The following is a 21,664-nucleotide window of genomic DNA, read 5'->3' as shown; positions in this document are numbered from 1 at the left end:
AGGCTATGTGATGTTCAAACTGTACGGATTCGCTGTCAGCAACTACTACAACATGGTCAAGCTGGCGCTGCTGGAGAAAGGCCTGCCCTTCGAAGAGGTCACGTTCTACCCGACGCAGACCCCGGAGGCACTGGCCATCAGCCCCCGCGGCAAGGTGCCGGTGCTGGGGGCCGGCCCCGGCTACATCAATGAGACATCGGTGATCCTCGAATACCTCGAACAGACCGGCCAAGGTGCGCCGCTGCTGCCTGCCGACCCGTTCGAGCGGGCGCAGGTGCTGGCGCTGGCCAAGGAGATCGAGCTGTACATCGAGCTGCCGGGCCGTGCCTGCTACGGCGAGGCGTTCTTCGGCGCGACGGTGCCTGAGGCGATCAAGGAGAAGACCAAGGCCGAACTGCTGCTGGGCTTCGCCGCCCTGGGCCGGCACGGCAAGTTCGCGCCGTACGTGGCGGGCGACCGCCTGAGTGTGGCGGATCTGTATTTCCTGTACAGCGTACCGCTGGCCTGCGCGGTCGGACAAAAGCTGTTCGGGGTGGATCTGTTGGCAGAGATGCCGAAGGCCAAGGCGCTGCTGGAACAGCTGGAGGAGAATCCGCACGTGCAGAAGATCGCGGCGGACAAGGAAGCGGCGATGCCTTTGGCCCTTAGCGGGCGGCGAGCAGGGCTTGGCCGCGGGCCACGGCAGCCTTGACCTGGGCCGGTGCGGTTCCGCCGATGTGGTCACGGGCGTTGACCGAGCCTTCCAGGGTCAGCACGGCGAACACGTCCTGTTCGATCTGGTCGCTGAACGTGCGCAGTTCTTCGAGGCTCATTTCCGCCAGGTCCTTGCCGGTGTCCACGCCGTACTTCACCGCATGGCCGACGATTTCGTGGCAGTCGCGGAACGGCAGGCCGCGGCGCACCAGGTAGTCGGCCAGATCCGTGGCGGTGGAGAAGCCGCGCAGGGCCGCCTCGCGCATCATCGCGTGCTTGGGCTTGATCGCCGGCACCATGTCGGCGAACGCGCGCAGCGAGTCGCGCAGGGTGTCGGCGGCGTCGAACAGCGGTTCCTTGTCTTCCTGGTTGTCCTTGTTGTAGGCCAGCGGCTGGCCTTTCATCAGGGTCAGCAGGCCCATCAGGGCGCCGAACACGCGGCCGGTCTTGCCGCGCACCAGCTCCGGCACGTCGGGGTTCTTCTTTTGCGGCATGATCGAGCTGCCGGTGCAGAAGCGGTCCGGCAGGTCGATGAACTGGAACTGCGCGCTGGTCCACAGCACCAGCTCTTCGGAGAAGCGCGACAGGTGCATCATCGCGATGCTGGCCGCCGAGCAGAATTCGATGGCGAAGTCGCGGTCCGACACGTTGTCCAGCGAGTTGCCGCCCACGGCGTCGAAGCCCAGCAGCTGCGCGGTGTATTCGCGGTCGATCGGGTACGTGGTGCCGGCCAGCGCGGCGCTGCCCAGCGGCATGCGGTTGGTGCGCTTGCGGCAATCGGCCAGGCGCTCGTAGTCGCGGCTGAGCATTTCGAACCAGGCCAGCATATGGTGGCCGAAGGTCACCGGCTGAGCGGTCTGCAGGTGGGTGAAGCCCGGCATGATGCTGCCGGCTTCGCGCTCGGCTTGCTCCAGCAGGCCTTTCTGCAGGCGGGTGATCTCGGCCAGGATCAGGTCGATCTCGTCGCGCAGCCACAGGCGGATGTCGGTGGCGACCTGGTCGTTGCGGCTGCGGCCGGTGTGCAGCTTCTTGCCGGTGATGCCGATGCGGTCGGTCAGGCGGGCTTCGATGTTCATGTGGACGTCTTCCAGATCCACGCGCCAGTCGAACTGGCCGGCCTCGATCTCGCCCTGGATGGTCTTCAGCCCGTCGATGATGCTGTCGCGCTCGGCATCCGTCAGCACGCCGACCTTGGCCAGCATGGTGGCGTGGGCGATCGAGCCCATGATGTCGTGGCGATACAGGCGCTGGTCGAAAGTGACGGAGGCGGTGAAGCGGGCGACGAAGGCGTCGACGGGCTCACTGAAGCGGCCGCCCCAGGACTGATTGGTCTTGTCAGTGCTCATGAATTCGCTCGTATCGGCTTGGAGAAAGAAGGCTGCAAATGCTGGCGCGGATGATAACAGGGTTGCCGATCCTGTCGCTGACACTGGTCGAAACGTTTTTTTCTCATCCCCTGCGCCACAATCGCCGCCGTCGCCGTCGCGATTTGCGCAACGATATTTTCCGATTGAGCAATGTCGGCCCGACGAACGTCTACAGTTGGACTGAAGGGTCGGCGCAAATGCGGTTCGGGCGCCGGCCAAGAAAAAGAGAGGGGTGGGAGCTTTGGCCATCGGCAAGCCCTGCGCAAGGCGCAGGATCCGGGCACCGGCAAATTTTGCCGGCCGACGTACGGCACTTTTCGGCGTCCGCGCTAGTCTTAGCGTGGTTCGCGGTGACGGACGTCACTCCACCTGTCTACGCTATCCTTGTGCGAGACTCACGCAGGAATCCAGCGCAATATGAATGTCCTGATCGTTGATGACGAACCCTTGGCCCGCGAGCGCCTCAGCCGAATGGTGAGCGAACTCGGGGGTTACACTGTCCTGGAGCCCAGCGCCACCAATGGCGAAGAGGCGCTGGCCCTGATCGACAGTCACAAGCCGGATATCGTGCTGCTCGATATCCGCATGCCGGGCCTGGATGGCCTGCAGGTCGCTGCCCGTCTGTGCGAACGAGAAACCCCGCCCGCCGTGGTGTTCTGCACAGGTTCCGATGAATTTGCCGTGGAGGCCCTGAAGGCCGGTGCCGTGGGCTATGTGGTGAAACCCGTGCGAACCGAACACTTGCAGGATGCCCTGAAAAGGGCCGAACGTCCCAACCGGGCCCAGCTCTCGGCCCTGACCCGTCCCGCCGCCGAAAGCGGCAACGGTCCGCGCAGCCACATCAGCGCCCGGACCCGCAAAGGCATCGAGCTGATTCCCCTGGATCAGGTGGTGTACTTCATCGCCGACCACAAATACGTGACCCTGCGCCACGAGCACGGCGAAGTCCTGCTGGACGAGCCGCTCAAGGCGCTGGAGGACGAGTTCGGCGAGCGCTTCGTGCGGATCCACCGCAACGCCCTGGTGGCGCGCGAGCGCATCGAGCGGCTGCAGCGCACGCCGCTGGGGCACTTCCAGCTCTACCTCAAAGGCCTGAACGGCGATGCCTTGATCGTCAGCCGCCGGCATGTGGCGGGCGTGCGCAAGATGATGCAGGGGCTCTGACCCGGCGTCCGTCGCTTCTTCCTGTCAGGCACACGGGCCAGGGAGGCCGTGCGCTTGCTGATTCAAGTCAAAGTGGATTTGGCTGAGCTGTTATCATCCGCCGTATCTATTCAGTACGGATTGATCCATGTCCTCTCGCGAAATCCGCATCGCCACCCGCAAAAGTGCTCTGGCCCTCTGGCAGGCCGAATTCGTCAAAGCCCGTCTGGAAGCGGCCCACCCGGGGTTGCAGGTGACGCTGGTGCCCATGGTCAGCCGCGGCGACAAGCTGCTCGACTCGCCGCTGTCGAAGATCGGCGGCAAGGGGCTGTTCGTCAAGGAACTGGAAACCGCGCTGCTGGAGAACGAAGCCGACATCGCCGTCCACTCGATGAAGGACGTGCCGATGGATTTCCCCGAGGGCCTGGGCCTGTTCTGCATCTGCGAGCGTGAAGACCCGCGTGACGCCTTCGTCTCCAACACCTACGCCAGCCTCGACGCGCTGCCGGCCGGCAGCATCGTCGGCACGTCCAGCCTGCGCCGCCAGGCCCAATTGCTGACCCGCCGTCCGGATCTTGAGATCCGCTTCCTGCGCGGCAACGTCAACACCCGTCTGGCCAAGCTCGACGCAGGCGAGTACGACGCCATCATCCTCGCGGCGGCCGGCCTGATCCGTCTCGGCTTCGAAGACCGCATCACTTCGGCGATCAGCGTCGACGACAGCCTGCCCGCCGGCGGCCAGGGCGCCGTGGGCATCGAATGCCGCAGCGCCGACCGCGAAATCCATGCCTTGCTGGCGCCGCTGCATCACGCCGACACCGCTTCGCGGGTGACCGCCGAACGTGCCCTCAACAAACACCTGAACGGCGGCTGCCAAGTGCCGATCGCCTGCTACGCCGTGCTGGAAGGCGATCAGCTGTGGCTGCGCGGCCTGGTGGGCGAACCGAGCGGCGGCAAGCTGCTCAGCGCCCAGGCCCGGGCCCCGCGCGAGGCGGCCGAGTCGCTGGGCGTGCAGGTCGCCGAAGACCTGCTCGGCCAGGGCGCCGACGACATCCTCAAGGCAGTGTACGGCGAGGCAGGTCACGAGTGACCGGCTGGCGCCTGCTGCTGACCCGTCCGGCGGATGACTGCACGGCGCTGGCCGAGGTGTTGGCGCAGCAGGGGATTTTCAGCAGCTGCCTGCCGCTTTTGGAGATCGTCCCTTTGGCGGTCTCTGACACAATGCGCCGGACCCTGGGGCAACTGGCGCAGTGCGCTGCGGTGATCGTGGTCAGCAAACCGGCGGCGCGCCTGGCCGTGCAACTGCTGGACGCTTGCGCAGACGTGCCGCCGTCGTTGCCCTGGTTCAGCGTCGGCGCGGCGACGGCGCAGATTCTGAAGGACCGGGGGCTGGACACCCACTTCCCGGACGAGGGCGACGACAGCGAAGCACTGCTGCGCCTGGAGCGCTTGCGCGAGGCGGTGGCGCGGCCCGGTTCGCGGGTGCTGATCCTGCGCGGCGAGGGCGGGCGCGAGCTGCTCGCCGAGCGCCTGCGCGCGCTTGGTGCTAGTGTCGAGTATCTGGAGCTGTACCGCCGCGACCTGCCGGCCTGCGCGCCAGGGGAGCTGACGCGCAGGATCGGATCGGAACGCCTGAACGGGCTGGTGGTCAGCAGTGGACAGGGTTTCGAGCACCTGCGCCAATTGGCCGGCGACGCCTGGCCCGAGGTGGCGCAGTTGCCGTTGTTTGTTCCAAGCCCAAGGGTCGCCGAACAGGCGCGTGCCGCCGGGGCCCGAACAGTTGTGGATTGCCGCGGCGCCAGTGCCGCGGCCTTGCTGACGGCGTTACGGGAGCATCCCGTGCCCGTTCTCTAATGCAAAGGATGGATACGTGAGCGAAACAGCCTTGCCTAAAGATGATGTTCAACCTGTGATCGATGCACCGGTTGACGTACCACCACCGGCCCGGGAACCGCGTCGGGGAAACGGACTGGCCATCGTGGCATTGCTGCTGGGCGCCGCCGGCGTCGCGGTCGGCGGCTGGGGCGTGTGGCAGGTGCGTCACCTGCAGGCCGACACCCGGCAGCAGTTGGACCAGGTGCAGGCGCTGAACGATCAGGCGCAGTCGCTCAAGCTCAACGAGCAGCGCCTGACCGAACGTCTCGGGCAATTGCCGGGCGCCGACGAGCTCGATGAGCGCCAGCGGCTGGTGACGCAGTTGCAGGGCGATCAGCAACGTCTCAACCAGCGTCTGGAAACCGTCCTCGGCGCCAGCCGCAAGGACTGGCGCCTGGCCGAGGCCGAGCACCTGCTGCGTCTGGCCAGCCTGCGCCTGTCGGCGCTGCAGGACGTCAGCAGCGCCCAGGCCTTGGTGCAGGGCGCCGACGAGATCCTGCGCGAACAGAACGATCCCGGTTCGTTCGCCGCCCGCGAGCAAGTGGCGAAAACCCTGGTGGCCCTGCGCAGCACCGCGCAGCCGGATCGCACCGGCCTGTTCCTGCGCCTGGGCGCCCTGCGCGATCAGGTCATCGAACTCACCGAACTGGCGCCCGAGTACAAGGACCGCGGCGAATCCCTGCTGGGCCTGACGGCCGACGGCGACGGGGCCAGCCGCTGGGCGCAATGGTGGGATCAGGTCTCGCGGTACATCCGCATCGACTTCAACGCCGACAAGAACGTGCGACCGCTGCTGGCCGGGCAGAGCCTGAGCCAGGTGCGCCTGGCCCTGAGCCTGGCGCTGGAGCAGGCGCAGTGGGCAGCGCTCAACGGGCAGGCGCCGGTGTACGCCCAGGCGCTGGCCGAGGCGCGGGACGTGCTCAAGGGCAACTTCAATCCGGACAACCCGCAAAGCAAAATCATGCTGGAGCAAGTGGCCGAACTGAGCCAGCAGCCGGTGACGGTCAGCACGCCGGACCTGGCCGGCACCCTGAGCGCGGTGCAGGCCTATCTCGAGCGGCGCAACGTCAATGCCGAAGACTCGGTCAAGCCGTTCGCCAAACCGGCCGCCGGCACGGCGCAGGAGGCCACGCCATGAAGCGCCTGTATGTGATCGTGTTTCTGGCCATCGCCGTCACGGCGGCGCTGGGTCTGGCGATCGCCCAGCATTCCGGTTACGTGCTGGTCGCGTACAAGAGCTTCCGCTATGAGTCGAGCCTGTGGGCGACCCTGGCGCTGGTGGCGGTTCTCTGGCTGCTGATCTGGGCCGTCAAGGCGCTGGTCGAGCTGGTGCTGACGTCCGGCGGGGTGGTCAACCCGTGGTCGCGGCGCAACCGCAGCCGGCGCGTGCAGGTGGCGATCGAGCACGGGCAGCTGGATCTGGCCGAAGGCCGCTGGGCCAGCGCCCAGCGTCACCTGTACCGGGCCGCCGAAGCCGAGCGCCAGCCGTTGCTGTATTACCTCGGCGCCGCCCGTGCCGCCAACGAGCAGGGCAACTATGACGAATGCGACCGTTTGCTGGAGCGCGCCCTGGAGCGTCAGCCCCAGGCCGAACTGGCGATCGCCCTGAGCCACGCGCAGTTGCAGACCGACCGCGGCGACACCGACGGCGCCCTGGAAACGCTGCAGGCCATGCACGGGCGCCATCCCCACAACGCCCAGACCCTGCGCCAGTTGCAACGGCTGCATCAGCAGCGCGGGGAATGGTCGGCCGTGATCCGGCTGTTGCCGGAACTGCGCAAGGACAAAGTCTTGCCGCCGGCCGAACTGACGGAGCTGGAACGCCGTGCCTGGGGCCAGAACCTGTCGCTGGCGGCCCAGCGTGAAGAGGACGGCACGGTCGGCCAGCAATCCCTTGAGCGGGCCTGGCAGCAGCTCACCTCCGCCCAGCGTCAGGAGGCGCCGCTGGTGCTGGCCTACGCCGAGCAGTTGCGTCAGTTGGGCGCGCAGGTCGAGGCGGAAGAAGTGCTGCGCAATGCCCTCAAGCGCCAGTACGACAGCCACCTGGCGCGCCTGTACGGTCTGGTGCGCGGCAACGATCCGGCGCGTCAGTTGCAGACGGCGGAGGGGTGGCTCAAGGAACATCCCGCCGATCCGAGCCTGCTGCTGACGCTGGGTCGCCTGTGCCTGCAAGCCAGCTTGTGGGGCAAGGCGCGGGACTACCTGGAAAGCAGCCTGCGCACGCAACGCAACCCGGAGGCCTGTGCCGAACTCGCCCGCCTGTTGGCCCGTCTCGGCGACACCGAGCGCAGCAATCAGCTGTTCCAGGAAGGGCTGGGCCTGCTGGATGACCGTCTGCTGGCCGCACCGTTGCCGGTGCCGGCCCGTGCCTGAAGGAGTGACGGGGAGCGTGCTCCCCGTTAACGCCCGACGCCAGAAAAGTTACTGCTGATCTGGGTCTTAGGCAGCGTCCTACACGGGACTACATCTAATCCTCTCGCACCTGTCGGGATTTCCCTACACCTCTGGTGAAGTGTCGGCAGTGCCCCGCCTTGAAAGGCCGGCGCGCTTTCCTCTACCGTAACTGCCTGTCTTTACTGTTGCGGATAAGCCATGTCGTTGACCTGCTCACGCTCCCTGTTTTTCATGGCTTTCATGGCAGGGGCTCTGGCCCTGGGGGCTTCCTACTACCTCGAATACACGGTCGGCCTGACGCCTTGCCATCTGTGCCTGGTGCAGCGCCTGTTCCTGGTCGCGCTGTTTGTCTGCTGCGGTGTGGCGGCGGTGCATGGGCCGCGGCGGGTGGGCCTGTCGCTTTACTGGATGTCGGCGCTGGCCGCCAGCGCCGGGGGCATGACCGCCGCCTGGCGCCAGGTGCTGTGGCAGAGCGACCCGCTGCACCAGTTGGCGAACTGCATACCGGCCCCAGAAACGCCGCTGTCGTGGATGTGCGCGCTGTCAGGCATGTTCAACGACCATGGTGACTGCGCCGAGATCTCCTGGACGCTGTTCGACCTGAGCATTCCGGAGTGGAGCCTGCTGTTTTTCCTCGGCATGTCGATCCTGGCGGTCTACCAGCTCTTGCGTCTGCTCTGGGGCGCGGTGCAGCGTCCGTTCGGCGGCGAAGCGTCGCACCGGCTGTTGATCCGGGATTAAACGCTTGTATGAACTTTGTCGCCTGCGTACCTTGAAGCCACTGGCCTGCGGGAATAATCTGGCCCGCACGTGTCATTGCAATTCAGTTGCTCAATGACGCTCTGCCCGGCAGCCTCCGAATCCGTTTTCACAAGAGGGGCGCGGGTGTAGAGCAGTGACCCACAAGGGAAGAGAGATCGCCATGCTCGAAAGTTGTCAGAGTGCTCAGGAACGTTGGGGTGGAGTTCATCAGCTGATCGACCGCTGGCTCCAGGAGCGTGAGGAGCTGGTGACCGCGTTCAGCAAACTGCGCGATGCCAAACCCGCGTTCGCCGACAAGTCGAAGAACGGCCGGTTTTGCCAGATCCTCGTCGATTACGTGTCCGCTTGGCACTTCGAAGTGCATGAACAATTGAGCGATGAAGCCAAGGCGTTCCATGACAAGCGCGGGCTGAAACTTGCGGAGCAGATCGGGCCGCGCATCGACGAGATCACGCAGCTTGCCCTGGACTTCAATGACCACTGCCACAAGGGCCAGTGCAATGACACCGAGCGCTTCGCGGAAGAGCTGAAGAATCTGGGCGTGCTGTTGCACGAACGCTTCGAGCTGGAAGACTGCCTGATCGAAGTGCTGCACAACGCCCACAAGGAAGAAGCCCCGGTTCAGGCCTGACGGCGACCCTTGGGCAAGACACACAGAACGGTGCGCCATGGCGCACCGTTTTTCGTTTGCGCGGTCAGCCGGTCGCGCCCTTCAATTCGACCTCGAACACCAGCGGCGTGAACGGTGCGATCAGGTCGCCGGCACCGTCCGCGCCGTAGGCCTGGTCGGAGGGGATCACCAGTCGCCATTTCGCGCCCACCGGCATGTTCTGCAACGCGGTGCGCCAGCCGGCGATCACGCTGTCGAGGTTGAACCACTGCGGCTGCGTGTTCTGGTCGAACACGGTGCCGTCCGGCAGCCGGCCGACGTACAGCACCTGCACCTTGCCGTCGGGGCCGGCCTTGGTGCCGGTGCCGGGCGCAAGCTCGGTCATCAGGATGCCGTCGGCCAGTTCCTTCACGCCGGGCTTGGCCTTTTCGGCGGTGAGGAAGCGCTGTTCGTTTTCCATCGCGGCCTCGCTCGAAGGCTGCGATGCCTGCTCGGCGTTGCGCGATTCGTGGTCGGCCAGGATCTGCTCGATCCGCGCCTCGCTCAAGGCCAGCGGCTTGCCTTGGTAGGCCTGCTGCAAACCGTCGATCAACGCCTGGATCTGCAGTTGCGGCACCTCCTGGCGCAGGCGTTCGCCGAGGCTGGCGCCCAGGCTGTAGGCCAGGTCATGGGCATCGTTCGCAGTGGTTTTCTCGTCGGCCTGGGCGACGGAAAAAACCAGGCAGAGGGATAAAAAAAGGTAGCGCGGCATGGGCACTCTCCATCCTGAATTGCGGTGGATTATGCCAGCGCAGACACCTGCAACGGTGAACTGCTTTTGTCTGTGCGCAGAAGTTTTGCGCAGCGCTGCAACCGAGCGCTTTCGATACTGTCAACATGCCCTAGCGGCGGTAGCAGCAGAGGTCTAGTATGAGCCGCACTCACGTCAGCCAGGAGGTAAACCATGTCGGCCACCAAGAAGCCCGTAAACACTCCGTTGCACTTACTCCAACAGCTCTCGGGCAGCCTGCTCGAACATCTGGAAAACGCATGCTCCCAAGCCTTGGCTGATGCTGAAAAACTGCTCGCCAAACTGGAGAAGCAACGCGGCAAGGCGCAAGAGAAACTGCACAAGTCCCGCACCAAACTGCAAGACGCCGCCGCCGCCGGCAAAGCCAAGGCGCAGGCCAAGGCCAAGTCGGCCGTGAAGGAACTCGAAGACCTGCTCGACGCGCTGAAGGGCCGTCAGTCCGACACCCGCAGCTACATCCTGCAACTCAAGCGCGATGCCCAGGAAAGCCTGAAACTGGCCCAGGGCGTGGGTCGTGTGCAGGAAGCCGCCGGCAAGGCGCTGTCTGCCCGTACGGCCAAACCGGCAGCCGCCGCACCGGCCAAGAAAGCCGCCGCCAAACCGGCTGCGAAACCCGCTGCAAAACCTGCCGCCGCCAACACCGCTGCCGCCAAGGCACCGGCCAAGCCTGCTGCGAAACCTGTAGCCGCCAAAGCGCCGGCGAAGGCTGCCGCCAAACCTGCCGCGAAGAAACCGGCAGTGGCCAGCACCGCCAAGCCTGCGGCCAAACCCGCCGCTAAACCTGTGGCCAAGGCTGCCGCCAGCAAGCCGGCCGCCGCTAAACCGGTAGCCGCCAAAGCCGCCCCGGCGAAGACCGCAGCCGCTAAACCTGCAGCGAAACCTGCCGCGAAACCCGTAGCCAAGCCTGCGGCGAAACCCGCAGCGAAACCGGCTGCGAAGACCGCTGCCGCGAAACCTGCCGCCAAGCCGGCCACCGCCAAACCCGCAGCCAAACCTGCGGCAAAAGCGCCTGCCAAACCTGCCGCTGCGGCGAAGCCTGCGACCACCGCCGCCAAGCCTGCGGCTGCAAAACCTGCGGCCAAGCCAGCCGCCAAACCAGCAGCCAAACCTGCCGCGAAAAAACCGGCCGCCGCCAAGCCTGTCGCCAAGCCGGTGACCGCTGCCGCCGCCAAGCCGGCCGCTGCTGCACCTGCAGCCGCCACCGCCCCAACCGCCGCCACCCCGACCAGCGCACCCACACCTGCGCCGGCCGCCGTGTCGAGCGTCGCCAGCACCCCGACCAGCGCCTCCTAAGCGCCGGCCGCCGCGACGCGCAGCACCCGCAGCGCGTCGCGGTTCAGGTTGGCCGCCTCGCCGGCCAGGCCTTCGAGCCAGTCGCTCGACTCTTTCGAGTTCCGCGCCCAACCCTGGGCCACGCCTTCCAGCCGCGACAGCAGCGCGCGCTCCGCTTCCAGTTCCAGCCCCTTGATCTGCTCCCGCATGCCCTTGAGCAGCGGGTCGGTGTCGGCCGCGTCTTTCCATTGCAGGCGCAGTGCCCGAAGCGGTTGGACCACGTCGCGGTCCCAAGGGTCGGTGATGTGCCGAAGCTGGTGCACGCGCCCGTCGTCGCAGGTCGCGTCTCGTTGTTCAAGCCACAGGCCGCACAGCATCAGGCACACGTTCGCCCCCGCCGATTGCAGGCGCAGGCAGGCGGCCTCCACGTCCGGACGGGCGTAGACGGCCAGGGCAAAGCTCCACAGGTCAGAGGACATCGTGCTACTCGCGCCAGTTGCGGGCGAAGCTGGTAGACTCCGCCGCCATTATGATCCGACTTCAGAACCTGACTTTACAGCGTGGCCCGCAGCGTCTGCTAGAAGACGCCGAGCTGACCCTGCACGCCGGCCACAAGGCCGGTCTCATCGGTGCCAACGGCGCCGGCAAATCCAGCCTGTTTGCCTTGCTGCGCGGCGAGCTGCACCCGGACTCGGGTGACTGCCTGCTGCCGGCCGACTGGCGCATCGCCCACATGCGCCAGGAGGTCGACACGCTCGAACGCCTGGCGGTCGACTACGTGCTCGACGGCGACGTGCGCCTGCGCCAGGTGCAGCGCGACCTCGCGGCGGCCGAAGCGGCCCATGACGGCGAGGCCCTGGCCCGCCTGCACGCCGAACTCGACAGCGCCGACGGCTACACCGCCGATGCGCGTGCGCGCAAGCTGCTGGCCGGCCTCGGGTTCACCAATGAGCAGATGGATCGTCAGGTAGGAGATTTCTCCGGTGGCTGGCGGATGCGTCTGAACTTGGCGCAGGCTTTGATGTGCCCGTCGGATCTGCTGCTGCTCGACGAACCGACCAACCACTTGGATCTCGACGCGATCATCTGGCTGGAGGAGTGGCTCAAGGGCTACCCCGGCACCCTGCTGCTGATTTCCCACGACCGCGACTTCCTCGATGAAGTCGTCGATCACGTGGCCCATGTCGACCAGCGCAAGCTGGTGCTCTACCGCGGCGGCTACACCGCGTTCGAACGCGCCCGCGCCGAGCGCCTGGCCCAGCAGCAACAGGCCTACGAGAAGCAGCAGGCGCAGCGTGCGCATATGGAAAGCTACATCGCCCGGTTCAAGGCCCAGGCCACCAAGGCCCGTCAGGCCCAGAGCCGGATCAAGGCCCTGGAGCGGATGGAAGAGCTGTCGGCGGCCCACGTCGATTCGCCGTTCGACTTCGTGTTCCGCGAGTCGACCAAAATCTCGAGTCCGCTGATCGACCTGTCCGACGCCCGCCTGGGCTACGGCGAAAAGACCATCCTGGAGAAGGTCAAGCTGCAGCTGACCCCGGGGGCGCGGATCGGCCTGCTCGGCCCCAACGGCGCGGGCAAGTCGACCCTGATCAAGAACCTCGCCGGCGAGCTTGCGCCGCTGGCCGGGCGCCTGACCCGCGGCGAGAACACCGTGGTCGGCTACTTCGCCCAGCACCAACTCGACTCGCTGGACGCCAAGGCCAGCCCGTTGCTGCATCTGCAGCGTCTGGCGCCGACCGAACGCGAACAGACCCTGCGCGACTTCCTCGGCGGTTTCGACTTCCGCGGCGGGCGGATCGACGAGCCGGTGCTGAACTTCTCCGGCGGCGAGAAAGCGCGCCTGGCCCTGGCGCTGATCGCCTGGGAGCGGCCGAACCTGCTGCTGCTCGACGAACCGACCAACCACCTGGACCTGGAAATGCGCCTGGCCCTGACCATGGCGTTGCAGGAGTTCAGCGGCGCCGTGCTGGTGGTGTCCCACGACCGGCACCTGCTCAAGAGCACCACGGACAATTTCTACCTGGTGGCGGACGGCAAGGTCGAAGAGTTCGACGGCGACCTCGACGACTACGCCCGTTGGCTGGTGGACTACCGCCAGCGCAACGCACCGGTCAGCAGCACGCCGGTGAACCCGGACAAGACCGACAAGAAGGCCCAGCGCCAGGCCGCCGCCGCGTTGCGCCAGCAACTGGCGCCGCACAAGCGCGAAGCCGACAAGCTCGAAGCGGAGCTGGGCAAGCTGCACGAGAAGCTCGCCAAGGTCGATGCCAGCCTCGGCGACAGCGACATCTACGACCCGGCCCGCAAGAACGAACTGCGTGACCTGCTGGCCGAACAGGCCAAGCTGAAAGCGCGGGAAGCCGAGCTGGAAGAGGCGTGGATGCAAGCGCTGGAAACCCTGGAAAGCATGCAGGCGGAGCTGGAGACGCTGTCTTGATGGAGGCGTTCAAGCTGCCGCTGCCGGCGGTGTGGGTCGAGCCGATCTGGCTCGGCGTGCAGATCCTGCTGATTCTGCTGGCCGCCTACTTCGCCCAGCGCTTCGTCGCCAAATGCCTGACCCGCCTGGGCGAGCGTTACCCGTTCCCGCCGCAGTTGCTGATGCCGCTTCGCGGCGGCCTGCGCTGGCTGATCATGGGCAGCGCGCTGATCTTCGTGCTGGAGCGCCTCGGGGTGTCGGCCACCGTGCTGTGGACGGCGCTGTCCGGTTTCGTCGCGGTGGCGGCGGTGGCGTTCTTCGCCATGTGGAGCGTGCTGTCGAACCTGCTCTGCGCGATCCTGATCTTCACCGTCGGCCCGTTCCGCCTGGGCGATGTGGTCGAGCTGGTGGACACCACCGACAAGCCCGGGGTGAAGGGGCGGGTGGTGGCGATCAACCTGCTGTACACCACGCTGATCGAGGCCGAGGAGCTCGGCACGGGCAGCGCCATGGTGCAGGTGCCCAACAGCCTGTTCTTCCAGCGTTCGGTGCGGCGTTGGCGGGGCAGCGATGTGTTTCCTTCCAGCGGGTTCGAGAAGTAAGTCTTCTGTCCTGCGTCGCCTGGGCTGGCGCCATTGCCAGCAGGCTGGCTCGCACAGGTCATGTGGCGTCGGCAAGGTGAAGGCGCCATCGGCCCGTAAACGTTGGTCGGCAAGCTGCAACATCCTGCAAAAAATCGGTGGTCATCCGCCCGGATCCGCATTAGCTTGGACGTCTGTCACGAGTCTGAGTCGAGGTGTGCGATGGAGTTTCAAACATGGCTGGCGTTCTTCGCCGCCTGTTGGGTGATCAGCCTGTCTCCGGGCGCCGGCGCGATCGCGTCGATGTCCAGCGGTCTGCAGTACGGTTTCTGGCGCGGTTACTGGAACGCCCTCGGCCTGCAACTGGGGCTGGCCCTGCAGATCGCGATCGTCGGCGCCGGCGTCGGCGCGATCCTGACGGCCTCGGCCACGGCGTTCTACGCGATCAAGTGGTTCGGTGTGGCCTACCTGGTCTACCTGGCGGTCAAGCAATGGCGTGCGCTGCCCAGCGACATGAGCGACGATGCCGCCGTGCGGCCGATCGGCAAGCCGATGGCGCTGGTGTTCCGCGGGTTCCTGGTGAACATCAGCAACCCCAAGGCCCTGGTGTTCATGCTGGCGGTGCTGCCGCAGTTCATCGACCCTCATGCGCCGCTGCTGATCCAGTACCTGGTGATCGGCGCGACCATGATCTGCGTCGACCTGATCGTCATGGCCGGCTACACCGGCCTGGCCTCGAAGGTGCTGCGCCTGCTGCGCACGCCCAAGCAACAGAAGCGCATGAACCGTACCTTCGCCGGGCTGTTCATCGGCGCGGCGGCGTTCATGGCGACGCTGCGCAAAGCCGCCGCCTGAATCCTGCGGCCACAAAAAAAGGCGACCTGTTCAGGTCGCCTTTTTTTTGGCTCGGGATCCTTCCCCGCCGCGGGTGCTTCCCTGCGTCAGCGGGCAATCACTTGAGGATCACCGGCGCCGTGTCGCGCGGCAGGTTGTTGCGCTGCTGCGGCTCGCGCGGCTGCTCGTAACCGCCGCCGCCGAGCTGCATGCTCAGTTGCCCGGCCACGTCCTCGCCCAGCGCCTTGGACACGTCACGCACCACCCGCGGGCGGTTCAGCGAGATCTTGATGTCGCGGCCGTTCACCAGTTTGGTGTCCTGCGCTTCACCCATCGCCGTGAAGGCCGAAGTGATCTCGTAGGTCTTGGTGTTGATCAGGCTGAAGTCCGCCACCAACGTCAGGCCCAGCACGGCCGAGTAGCTGTCGGTGTGGGCCAGCTCGTTCATGTCCTGGGTGAAGTCGATGTCCGACACGGTGCCGAACAGCACGTAGTCGGCGCCCTTGAAGTTACCCGCCTTGATCCGCTTGATGACGTCGTAGACGTCGCCCTTGGACGAGGCGGTGTAGGGCGTGCCCTGCACCAGTTGGAACATCCCGGTGCGCAGGATCTCACCCTTGATGTCGCCGGTGAATTTGCGCAGCTCGCCCTGCTCGATGTAGCTGGTGGTGGCCTCCAGCTCGTTGTAGCTCGAAGAGCCGCTCGCGCTGTAGTAACCCTCGCGGTAGTTGTTCTGGGCCGAAACGATGTGGATGTACTGCTCCACACGCTCCTGGTACGCCAGGTCCGTCACCGCGACTTTCGGGGCCGCTTGCGCGCCGAACGCGCAAGCCAGGGCCATCATGCCAATCCATGCGCGCATCGGTTAACGCTCCGTGGTTTTGCGGATCTCTTTTTCGTCCATCCACTCGGCCAGACCGCTTTCGACGTCGATCAGTTGCAGGCTGAATTTGTAGAAGACGTCCTTGTAGTCGCTGCTGCGCTTGACGATCGAGCTGATCGAGCCTTCCAGGCGGTACTTGGCGGCGATCATGTTGCCGGTCTTGGCCACGGTGCTCTTCTTGTACAGGCCGCTCTGGTTCTGCAGCTTGAGCTGGTCGACCTGGCTCTGCATCGCGGTGTTGTCGCTGGCGAAGCGGGCGGTGCCGGACTTCATCAGCTGGGTCTTGATGCTGGTGGTGATCTCGCGGGTGTCGATGTACTCGCTGGTCTTGTTCTTCACGTCGTAGACCTGAACCACAGGACGGCCCTGCAGGATGCCGGACTGGGCCAGGGAGCGGGTCATCGACTCGGCAATCATCTGCAGGTCGGTGGAGCCGAATTCGTTGGTCACGGTCTCGACGGCCTTGGTGTCGCCGTAGCTGATGTTCTTGCTGCCCAGGGTCGGCGAGGTGTTGGCGCAGCCGGTGGCCAGCAGGGCGAGGACGGCGATGCAGGAAAAGCGTGCAAACATGGGAATGCTCTCTAAATCGGGAATGGGGTGTCGGGCTTAAGGCGTCTTGAGTTCCAGGCGGAAGTCCACAGCCTTGGGCGTCGGGGCGATGGCCTGGATGAAGCTGGTCTGGGCGCCGTACATCATCTGGCTTTTCCAGACTTCTTCTTCGGCGACCGGGAAGCCTTCAGGGCCGAGCCAGGCGAAGCGGTAGTAGAACGTCTTGTTGCTGTTGAGGGTGTTGCTCAACTGCACGTTGACGGTCATGAAGCCGTTCTCGCGGGCCACGCGCATGGCGCCGACCACAATGTGCTTCTGCGGGCCCATGGCCACGACCTTGCTCGCGGCGCTGCCCGGTTCCGGTGGCGGCGGGGTGGCGCAGCCGCTCGCCAACAGGGCGAGGGCGGCGACGGCGAAGAGTTTGAAACGCATGCAAAGACTCCGTTCTTAAGGTTGTTTGAGGCTGGCCACGGCGGTGGCGTTGGCGCCCGGGATCACGTGGGCGGCGTTGCCGGCGGCGAACACCTGGCTGCCGACGGCGCGCAGAGTGATGACCTGGTATCGCTGATCGACGGTGACCTTGACCTGCGAGCCACCGGCCACGCTTGGCAGGGTCACCTGGTGCTCACCCTTTTTCAGGCGCAGGCGCACCACTTGGGTGGTGTCCGGCAATGTGCGCCACGTACGGGTATCGGCACCTTCGAGCACGGCTGAAGAGATGCCCACCGCCAGGCCCGCCAGCGGGTTGGTTTCGTTGAGCTTCTTCTGGGCCGCGCCTTTGGTGATCGCCCGCACGGCGGTGCGCACGATGATCCCCGGCATGTCGTCGCGCAGGGCGCGGCGGGACATGGCGGTGGTGCTGTTGAGGGCGGTGAGGTCCAGTTGCCGGCCGTCTACGCCGATCTGGGCGAAGGGGGCGGTGGAGGTGTCCGGCTTGATGACCGGGAACGACAGCGGGGTGATCACCAGGTTGTTGTCGATCGGCAGCGGCAACGGCACGCGGATCGAGTCGCGGGCCGGCGCCAGGCCGCTCTGCACCACGATCAGGATGTCGCTGTCGTCGGACTTGGCCGGCTTGTCGAGGTCGACCAGCGCCTGTTCCAGCAACGGTGTGTTCGGACGCAGCTCGGCGGCCTTGCGGTAGCCCGGCGCGGCCAGGTCCTTCTCGCCCAGCGCTTCATAGACGAAGCCGGCCAGGTAATGGCTGAACGCACTCTGGTAGCTGTTCTTCAGGCCGACCACTTCCGGCGCGTCGAGGCTGGCGACCGGGTAGCCCTGCAGATCCTTGTACTGGGTCTTGATGCCTTCCTTCTCGGCCTCTTCCTCGCTCTTGAGGTATTCCTTGTCGCGCAGCTCGGCGATCACCGCTTCGCGCTCGTGGGTCTTCTTGATCGCGGTGCGGGCGCCGTCGAAGTCGTTGACCGCCAGCAGGTTGAGGGCCATCTGGGTGGTCAGCATGACCTTTTCGTAGTCGTAGCCTTCGTAGCGGCGCACCTTGTCGTTGACCAGGAAGCTGCCGAATTGGGCCAGGTACTTGTCGGTGTCGAGCTTGACCGAGTCTTCCCACTTGCCCACGACCTGGTCGGCGGCGGTCCAGGCGCCCTGGCTGCCGGACAGGTCGCCCTTGGCGCGCAGCAGTTCGCCTTTCTCGAAGTAGTAGAGCAAGTCCTTGTCGGGACCGGTGTTGTTCTTTTCCAGCAGGGTCAGGGCGGCGTCGACGTTGCCGGCGGCCAGTTGCTGGTTGGTCTGGGCCAGTTCGGAATCGTAGTTGCGAAACGCCGAACAGCCGGACAGCAGGGTGACGGCGCTGAGCGCGAGCAGGGTGGGAGCGCGGAATGCCATGGGGGTACTTCTTCCATGAGTGGCGACAGCCCCGGTGCGGGTCGGGCTGCAGGGACCGATCGGCAGGGGTGTTGGCGTCCTGCCGATTCCTCATCAAAAGAGGAGCTTTAATGCCGTTTCGCGATAGCGAGGGCGCGGCATTATAGGTCCGCGGTGCTGGCTATGTAATAGCTTTTTAATTTCACCGGTTAGTGAGGTGCCATTACTTGTGTCGTGTTCGATACCGCCTGCGGCGGCACGTAGGCCGCGCCGATGATGAACGCCAGATCGCCGAACGCCCGTAGGTTGATGACCTGATGATCCTGGTCGATGCGCACCGTGATCGGCGGCGTGCGCTTGGCGTTGGGCAGGACGAGGGTGTGCTCGCCCTTTTTCAGGCGCAGGCGCGCCACCAGGGTCTTGTCCGGCAGCGTGCGCCAGGTGCGGGTGTCGGCTTCCTCGAACGGATCCTTGGCGGTCACCGTCAGCGAGGCCTTGGCCGGGTTGCGCTCGTTTTCGTTGGCCTGCCCGATCGCGGCCATGTTGGCGCGGAACATCGCGGCGGAAATGATCGCCGGCATGTCGTCGCGCAGGGTGCGCACCGCCATGTCGGTGACGCTGTTGACCTGGGCCAGCGAGCGTTTGCGGCCGTCCACCGTGAGGTGGTCGAACTTGGGCGTGACCGCGTCCGGGATCATCACCGGAAACGAGATCGGCGCGACGATGACCAGGTTCTCGTTGAGCCGCACGGGAATCGGCACGGTGACGGACGCCCGGGCCGGCGCCAGGCCGCTCTGCACGACAATCAGGACATCGCTTTCGCCGGCCTTGGCCGGCGGTTTGTCGAGGTTGCGCAGCGCCTGTTCGAGAAAGGGTAGGTTGGGCCGCAGTTCGATCGCCTGCCGATAGCCCGGCGCGGCCAGGGTCCGTTCCCCCAGCGCTTCATAGGTGAAGCCGGCCAGGTAATGGCTGAACGCGCTCTGATATCCGTTTTTCAGCTCGATGACCGCCGGCGCCTCCAGGGTGGTCACCGGATAGCCCTGCAGGTCCTTGTAGTGCAGCCGGGTGCCTTGGGCCTTGGCCTGGTTCTCGACCTCTTCGTACTGCCGTTCGCGCTGGCTGGCGATCAGCGTTTCGCGCTCGTGGGTCTTCTTGATGTCGGCCCGCGCACCGTCGAAGTCATTCATCGCCAGTTGGTTGAGGGCCATCTGGGTGGTCAGCATGACCTTTTCGTAATCGTAGCCGTCGTAGCGCTGCAGCTTGTCGTTGACCAGCATCATGCCCATTTCCTTGTAGAAGCGGTTGAGCAGCTTCACCGGGGCGGACGGCACCGCTTCTTCGCGGCGGACAATCATCTGGTCGGCGCTGCGCCAGGTCGCCTGACTCTCCGGCAGGGCATTGCCGAGGCTGAGGACGGCGCCTTTCTCGAAATAATAGAGCAGGTCCTTGTCTTCCCATGGGTTGTTCCGCTCGATCAGGTACAGCGCGTTGTCGAGGTTGCCCATCATCAGCTGGTCGTTGGTCTGCTGCATTTCCAGGTCGTAGTTGCGGTAGGCGGCACACCCGCCCAGTTGCGCCAGAAGGCTGAACAGCAAGGGAAGCAGCAGGCAGTGGCGCATGGGAAACGGTTCTTCCTTGAGCGTTGGGGTGGCGCATTATAGGGACGGGTGCTGGCCATGTGCTTTGCATCGGCAAGAAAGCTTGAGGGAAATGCGTTCGACGTGAACAATATGTAACTTCGCATTTCCATTTGAGACTCATTCATGACTGCCGCGTCCCGATTCCTGGCCTGGCTGGTGTTCCCGTTTTGCGTGCTGGGCAGCGTCGACCTGCTGGCCGATACCGTGGAAGGCGCGCCGCAGGCGCTGCACCTGCTCGATTACATCAGCGCCGACTACCCGCCGACGGTGGCGGCCGGCAAGGTCATCGACGACGCGGAATACCGTGAGCAGCTGGAATTCACCCAGGTGCTGCAAGGGCTGATCGCGGCCATGCCGGCCAAGCCCGAGAAGGCCGGGCTGGAGCAGGGCGTCAGCGCGTTGCGTGGGGCCATCGCGGCCAGGCAGGACGGCGCGGATGTCGCCCGCCAGGCCCGGCAGCTCGGCGCGCAACTGGCGGTGGCCTACGAGGTCAGCCAGGCGCCGGTGATCACCCCCGATCCGACCCGCGGCGCGCCGCTCTACGCCCAGCACTGTTCGGTCTGCCACGGCGAGACTGGCGCCGGCGACGGCCCGGCGGGCGTCGGCCTGACGCCGGCCCCGGCCAACCTGCGCGACGCCGTGCGCATGGATCGCCTGAGCCTGTACGCGATCTACAGCACCCTCGGCCAAGGCGTCGAAGGCACCGACATGCCGGCCTTCGCCGACCAGCTCGACGACCGTCAGCGCTGGGACCTGGCGACCTACATCGCCCAGTTCAGCGCTGATTCGGCCGTGCCGAAATCCGAAAAGACCTACAACATCGCCGACCTGGCCCGTCAGACCCCGGCCGAAGTGCAGGCGGCCGAAGGCCCGCAGGCCGCTGCGGTGTTCCGCGCGCAGCGGGCGCAGCCGCCGCAGGTCAAGCGCGGCCCGGCGCAGTTGCTCGACTACACCGCCGCGACCCTGGACAAAAGCCTCGCCGCCTATCGTGCCGGCGAACGCGACCAGGCCTACGACCTGTCGGTGGCCGCCTATCTCGAAGGCTTCGAACTGGTCGAAAGCTCCCTGGACAACGTCGACGCCAACGTGCGCAAGGACACCGAGAAGTCCCTGATGGCCTACCGGCAGTCCCTGCAGGACGGCTTGCCGGTGGCCCAGGCCGAACAGCGCCTGGACGCGGCCAAGGCCAAGCTCAAGGCGTCCGCCGGCCTGCTGGGCAGCGATGGCCTGAGCTGGTCGCTGAGCTACATTTCCGGGCTGCTGATCCTGCTGCGCGAAGGGCTTGAAGCGATTCTGGTGCTGGCGGCGATCCTCGCGTTCCTGCGCAACACCGGCCAACAGTCGGCGGTGCGCAGCGTCAACGCCGGTTGGGGCCTGGCCTTGCTGGCCGGCCTCGGCACCTGGGCGCTGGCGGCGTACGTGATCGACGTCAGCGGTTCCCAGCGCGAGCTGCTCGAAGGCGCCACCGCGCTGTTCGCCGCCGTGATGGTGCTGTGGCTCGGAGTGTGGATGCACGACCGCCGTCACGCGGCGGCCTGGCAGGACTACATCAAGCAAAGCCTGGTGGGCGGCGGCGGGCGCTTCGGTTTCGCGGTGCTGGCGTTCTTCTCGGTGTACCGCGAACTGTTCGAGGTGATCCTGTTCTACGAAACCCTGTGGCTGCAGGCCGGCCCCGCCGGGCATGACGCCGTGCTGGCGGGCGGCGCTACGGCGCTGGTGCTGCTGGTCGGCCTGGCGTGGGTGATCCTGCGCGGCTCGGCGAAACTGCCGCTGGCGCTGTTCTTCAGCATCAACGCCGGCCTGCTGTGCGCATTGTCGGTGGTGTTCGCCGGGCATGGCGTGAAGGCGTTGCAGGAGGCGGGCATCTTCGGCACGCGGCCGGTGGCGTTCTTCGAGTTCGACTGGTTGGGGATCCATGCCGACGCCTACTCGCTGACGGCCCAGGCCGTGGCGATCGCGGCGATCATCATTCTTTACGGCCGCAGCCGGGTGGCGGAGAAGCGGCGGGCGACGGCCTGACCCCTGAAGGCA

The 21,664-nt window shown here is 65.8% G+C and carries 21 protein-coding genes and 1 pseudogene; 14 read left to right on the top strand and 8 right to left on the bottom strand.

What is annotated here, in order from left to right; all coding sequences use genetic code 11:
- Window positions 1-10: 10 nt before the first annotated feature.
- On the top strand, window positions 11-691 hold the full coding sequence (locus CAG33_RS04605; protein ID WP_085581154.1) for a glutathione S-transferase family protein: 681 nt from the start codon (window positions 11-13) through the stop codon (window positions 689-691).
- On the opposite strand, the gene argH is transcribed toward CAG33_RS04605, so the two are convergent.
- Window positions 645-2,039: an argininosuccinate lyase gene (gene argH, locus CAG33_RS04600; protein ID WP_085581152.1), complete on the bottom strand. Its 1,395-nt coding sequence runs from the start codon at window positions 2,037-2,039 to the stop codon at window positions 645-647. The genes CAG33_RS04605 and argH overlap by 47 nt on opposite strands.
- A 322-nt stretch (window positions 2,040-2,361) precedes the next feature.
- Between argH and CAG33_RS28975 the strand changes: the two are divergent.
- The 8 genes and pseudogenes from CAG33_RS28975 to rsd form a co-directional block, all read left to right on the top strand.
- Window positions 2,362-2,481 (top strand): annotated as a pseudogene (locus CAG33_RS28975) (sensor histidine kinase); the annotation flags it as partial.
- The gene (locus CAG33_RS04595; RefSeq protein WP_085630161.1) at window positions 2,478-3,224 is read left to right on the top strand and encodes a LytTR family DNA-binding domain-containing protein; all 747 of its coding nucleotides are present in this window, start codon (window positions 2,478-2,480) and stop codon (window positions 3,222-3,224) included. The pseudogene CAG33_RS28975 and the gene CAG33_RS04595, both read left to right, overlap by 4 nt.
- A gap of 127 nt (window positions 3,225-3,351) precedes the next feature.
- Window positions 3,352-4,293 (top strand): hydroxymethylbilane synthase, encoded by a 942-nt coding sequence (gene hemC, locus CAG33_RS04590; protein ID WP_085581147.1) that lies wholly within the window; start codon window positions 3,352-3,354, stop codon window positions 4,291-4,293.
- Window positions 4,290-5,057, top strand: coding sequence for a uroporphyrinogen-III synthase (locus CAG33_RS04585; RefSeq protein ID WP_085581145.1), 768 nt, complete (start codon window positions 4,290-4,292; stop codon window positions 5,055-5,057). Before hemC ends, CAG33_RS04585 begins: the two co-directional genes overlap by 4 nt.
- Window positions 5,058-5,073: 16 nt before the next feature.
- Window positions 5,074-6,216 carry a uroporphyrinogen-III C-methyltransferase gene (locus tag CAG33_RS04580; protein WP_085581143.1) on the top strand — a complete coding sequence of 381 codons (1,143 nt, stop codon included), beginning with the start codon at window positions 5,074-5,076 and terminating at the stop codon, window positions 6,214-6,216.
- Window positions 6,213-7,451 (top strand): heme biosynthesis protein HemY, encoded by a 1,239-nt coding sequence (locus tag CAG33_RS04575; protein ID WP_085581141.1) that lies wholly within the window; start codon window positions 6,213-6,215, stop codon window positions 7,449-7,451. Before CAG33_RS04580 ends, CAG33_RS04575 begins: the two co-directional genes overlap by 4 nt.
- Window positions 7,452-7,670: 219 nt before the next feature.
- On the top strand, window positions 7,671-8,213 hold the full coding sequence (locus CAG33_RS04570) for a disulfide bond formation protein B (RefSeq protein WP_085581139.1): 543 nt from the start codon (window positions 7,671-7,673) through the stop codon (window positions 8,211-8,213).
- A gap of 181 nt (window positions 8,214-8,394) precedes the next feature.
- Window positions 8,395-8,865, top strand: coding sequence for a sigma D regulator (gene rsd, locus CAG33_RS04565; RefSeq protein ID WP_085581137.1), 471 nt, complete (start codon window positions 8,395-8,397; stop codon window positions 8,863-8,865).
- Window positions 8,866-8,929: 64 nt separating this feature from the next.
- Here rsd and CAG33_RS04560 read toward each other — a convergent pair whose 3' ends face one another.
- Window positions 8,930-9,595 carry an FKBP-type peptidyl-prolyl cis-trans isomerase gene (locus CAG33_RS04560; RefSeq protein ID WP_085637123.1) on the bottom strand — a complete coding sequence of 222 codons (666 nt, stop codon included), beginning with the start codon at window positions 9,593-9,595 and terminating at the stop codon, window positions 8,930-8,932.
- Window positions 9,596-9,787: 192 nt separating this feature from the next.
- Between CAG33_RS04560 and CAG33_RS04550 the strand changes: the two genes are divergently transcribed.
- Complete coding sequence (locus CAG33_RS04550; RefSeq protein WP_085581133.1) at window positions 9,788-10,927, top strand: AlgP family protein; 1,140 nt, start codon at window positions 9,788-9,790, stop codon at window positions 10,925-10,927.
- Here the strand turns inward: CAG33_RS04550 and CAG33_RS04545 are convergent.
- Window positions 10,924-11,385 carry a TIGR02444 family protein gene (locus CAG33_RS04545; RefSeq protein WP_085581131.1) on the bottom strand — a complete coding sequence of 154 codons (462 nt, stop codon included), beginning with the start codon at window positions 11,383-11,385 and terminating at the stop codon, window positions 10,924-10,926. The genes CAG33_RS04550 and CAG33_RS04545 overlap by 4 nt on opposite strands.
- 50 nt (window positions 11,386-11,435) lie before the next feature.
- On the opposite strand from CAG33_RS04545, the gene CAG33_RS04540 reads away from it, so the two are divergent.
- From CAG33_RS04540 to CAG33_RS04530, 3 genes are all read left to right on the top strand, one after another.
- Entirely contained in the window at window positions 11,436-13,346 is a 1,911-nt protein-coding gene (locus CAG33_RS04540; protein ID WP_085581129.1) for an ATP-binding cassette domain-containing protein, read from the top strand.
- Window positions 13,346-13,927: a mechanosensitive ion channel family protein gene (locus tag CAG33_RS04535; protein ID WP_085581127.1), complete on the top strand. Its 582-nt coding sequence runs from the start codon at window positions 13,346-13,348 to the stop codon at window positions 13,925-13,927. Before CAG33_RS04540 ends, CAG33_RS04535 begins: the two co-directional genes overlap by 1 nt.
- Before the next feature lie 201 nt (window positions 13,928-14,128).
- The gene (locus CAG33_RS04530) at window positions 14,129-14,761 is read left to right on the top strand and encodes a LysE family transporter (protein ID WP_085581125.1); all 633 of its coding nucleotides are present in this window, start codon (window positions 14,129-14,131) and stop codon (window positions 14,759-14,761) included.
- 97 nt (window positions 14,762-14,858) lie between these two features.
- Here CAG33_RS04530 and CAG33_RS04525 read toward each other — a convergent pair whose 3' ends face one another.
- The 5 genes from CAG33_RS04525 to CAG33_RS04505 form a co-directional block, all read right to left on the bottom strand.
- Window positions 14,859-15,602 (bottom strand): penicillin-binding protein activator LpoB, encoded by a 744-nt coding sequence (locus tag CAG33_RS04525; protein ID WP_085581123.1) that lies wholly within the window; start codon window positions 15,600-15,602, stop codon window positions 14,859-14,861.
- 3 nt (window positions 15,603-15,605) lie between these two features.
- On the bottom strand, window positions 15,606-16,193 hold the full coding sequence (gene lpoB, locus CAG33_RS04520; RefSeq protein ID WP_085581121.1) for a penicillin-binding protein activator LpoB: 588 nt from the start codon (window positions 16,191-16,193) through the stop codon (window positions 15,606-15,608).
- A 36-nt stretch (window positions 16,194-16,229) separates the two neighbouring features.
- Window positions 16,230-16,604 carry a YcfL family protein gene (locus CAG33_RS04515; RefSeq protein ID WP_085581119.1) on the bottom strand — a complete coding sequence of 125 codons (375 nt, stop codon included), beginning with the start codon at window positions 16,602-16,604 and terminating at the stop codon, window positions 16,230-16,232.
- Window positions 16,605-16,619: 15 nt separating this feature from the next.
- Window positions 16,620-18,014: a COG3014 family protein gene (locus tag CAG33_RS04510; RefSeq protein WP_085581117.1), complete on the bottom strand. Its 1,395-nt coding sequence runs from the start codon at window positions 18,012-18,014 to the stop codon at window positions 16,620-16,622.
- 188 nt (window positions 18,015-18,202) lie between these two features.
- Window positions 18,203-19,612, bottom strand: a complete 1,410-nt coding sequence (locus CAG33_RS04505) for a COG3014 family protein (protein WP_085637120.1) — start codon at window positions 19,610-19,612, stop codon at window positions 18,203-18,205.
- A 144-nt stretch (window positions 19,613-19,756) separates the two neighbouring features.
- On the opposite strand from CAG33_RS04505, the gene CAG33_RS04500 reads away from it, so the two are divergent.
- Entirely contained in the window at window positions 19,757-21,652 is a 1,896-nt protein-coding gene (locus CAG33_RS04500) for an FTR1 family protein (RefSeq protein ID WP_085630143.1), read from the top strand.
- The last annotated feature ends 12 nt before the right edge of the window (window positions 21,653-21,664 follow it).

The organism is Pseudomonas sp. B3(2017), from assembly GCF_002113595.1.
Taxonomy (GTDB): Bacteria; Pseudomonadota; Gammaproteobacteria; order Pseudomonadales; family Pseudomonadaceae; genus Aquipseudomonas; species Aquipseudomonas ekonensis.
Note: the sequence above shows the minus strand (reverse complement) of the source record. Positions and strands in the feature narration are given on the sequence as shown.

What these genes read in the sequence shown, in the direction of transcription:
- CAG33_RS04605 (WP_085581154.1), top strand. Translation starts at nt 11, where the DNA reads ATGTTCAAACTGTACGGATTCGCTGTCAGCAACTACTACAACATGGTC.
- argH (WP_085581152.1), bottom strand. Translation starts at nt 2,039, where the DNA reads ATGAGCACTGACAAGACCAATCAGTCCTGGGGCGGCCGCTTCAGTGAG.
- CAG33_RS04595 (WP_085630161.1), top strand. Translation starts at nt 2,478, where the DNA reads ATGAATGTCCTGATCGTTGATGACGAACCCTTGGCCCGCGAGCGCCTC.
- hemC (WP_085581147.1), top strand. Translation starts at nt 3,352, where the DNA reads ATGTCCTCTCGCGAAATCCGCATCGCCACCCGCAAAAGTGCTCTGGCC.
- CAG33_RS04575 (WP_085581141.1), top strand. Translation starts at nt 6,213, where the DNA reads ATGAAGCGCCTGTATGTGATCGTGTTTCTGGCCATCGCCGTCACGGCG.
- CAG33_RS04570 (WP_085581139.1), top strand. Translation starts at nt 7,671, where the DNA reads ATGTCGTTGACCTGCTCACGCTCCCTGTTTTTCATGGCTTTCATGGCA.
- rsd (WP_085581137.1), top strand. Translation starts at nt 8,395, where the DNA reads ATGCTCGAAAGTTGTCAGAGTGCTCAGGAACGTTGGGGTGGAGTTCAT.
- CAG33_RS04560 (WP_085637123.1), bottom strand. Translation starts at nt 9,595, where the DNA reads ATGCCGCGCTACCTTTTTTTATCCCTCTGCCTGGTTTTTTCCGTCGCC.
- CAG33_RS04550 (WP_085581133.1), top strand. Translation starts at nt 9,788, where the DNA reads ATGTCGGCCACCAAGAAGCCCGTAAACACTCCGTTGCACTTACTCCAA.
- CAG33_RS04545 (WP_085581131.1), bottom strand. Translation starts at nt 11,385, where the DNA reads ATGTCCTCTGACCTGTGGAGCTTTGCCCTGGCCGTCTACGCCCGTCCG.
- CAG33_RS04540 (WP_085581129.1), top strand. Translation starts at nt 11,436, where the DNA reads ATGATCCGACTTCAGAACCTGACTTTACAGCGTGGCCCGCAGCGTCTG.
- CAG33_RS04535 (WP_085581127.1), top strand. Translation starts at nt 13,346, where the DNA reads ATGGAGGCGTTCAAGCTGCCGCTGCCGGCGGTGTGGGTCGAGCCGATC.
- CAG33_RS04530 (WP_085581125.1), top strand. Translation starts at nt 14,129, where the DNA reads ATGGAGTTTCAAACATGGCTGGCGTTCTTCGCCGCCTGTTGGGTGATC.
- CAG33_RS04525 (WP_085581123.1), bottom strand. Translation starts at nt 15,602, where the DNA reads ATGCGCGCATGGATTGGCATGATGGCCCTGGCTTGCGCGTTCGGCGCG.
- lpoB (WP_085581121.1), bottom strand. Translation starts at nt 16,193, where the DNA reads ATGTTTGCACGCTTTTCCTGCATCGCCGTCCTCGCCCTGCTGGCCACC.
- CAG33_RS04515 (WP_085581119.1), bottom strand. Translation starts at nt 16,604, where the DNA reads ATGCGTTTCAAACTCTTCGCCGTCGCCGCCCTCGCCCTGTTGGCGAGC.
- CAG33_RS04510 (WP_085581117.1), bottom strand. Translation starts at nt 18,014, where the DNA reads ATGGCATTCCGCGCTCCCACCCTGCTCGCGCTCAGCGCCGTCACCCTG.
- CAG33_RS04505 (WP_085637120.1), bottom strand. Translation starts at nt 19,612, where the DNA reads ATGCGCCACTGCCTGCTGCTTCCCTTGCTGTTCAGCCTTCTGGCGCAA.
- CAG33_RS04500 (WP_085630143.1), top strand. Translation starts at nt 19,757, where the DNA reads ATGACTGCCGCGTCCCGATTCCTGGCCTGGCTGGTGTTCCCGTTTTGC.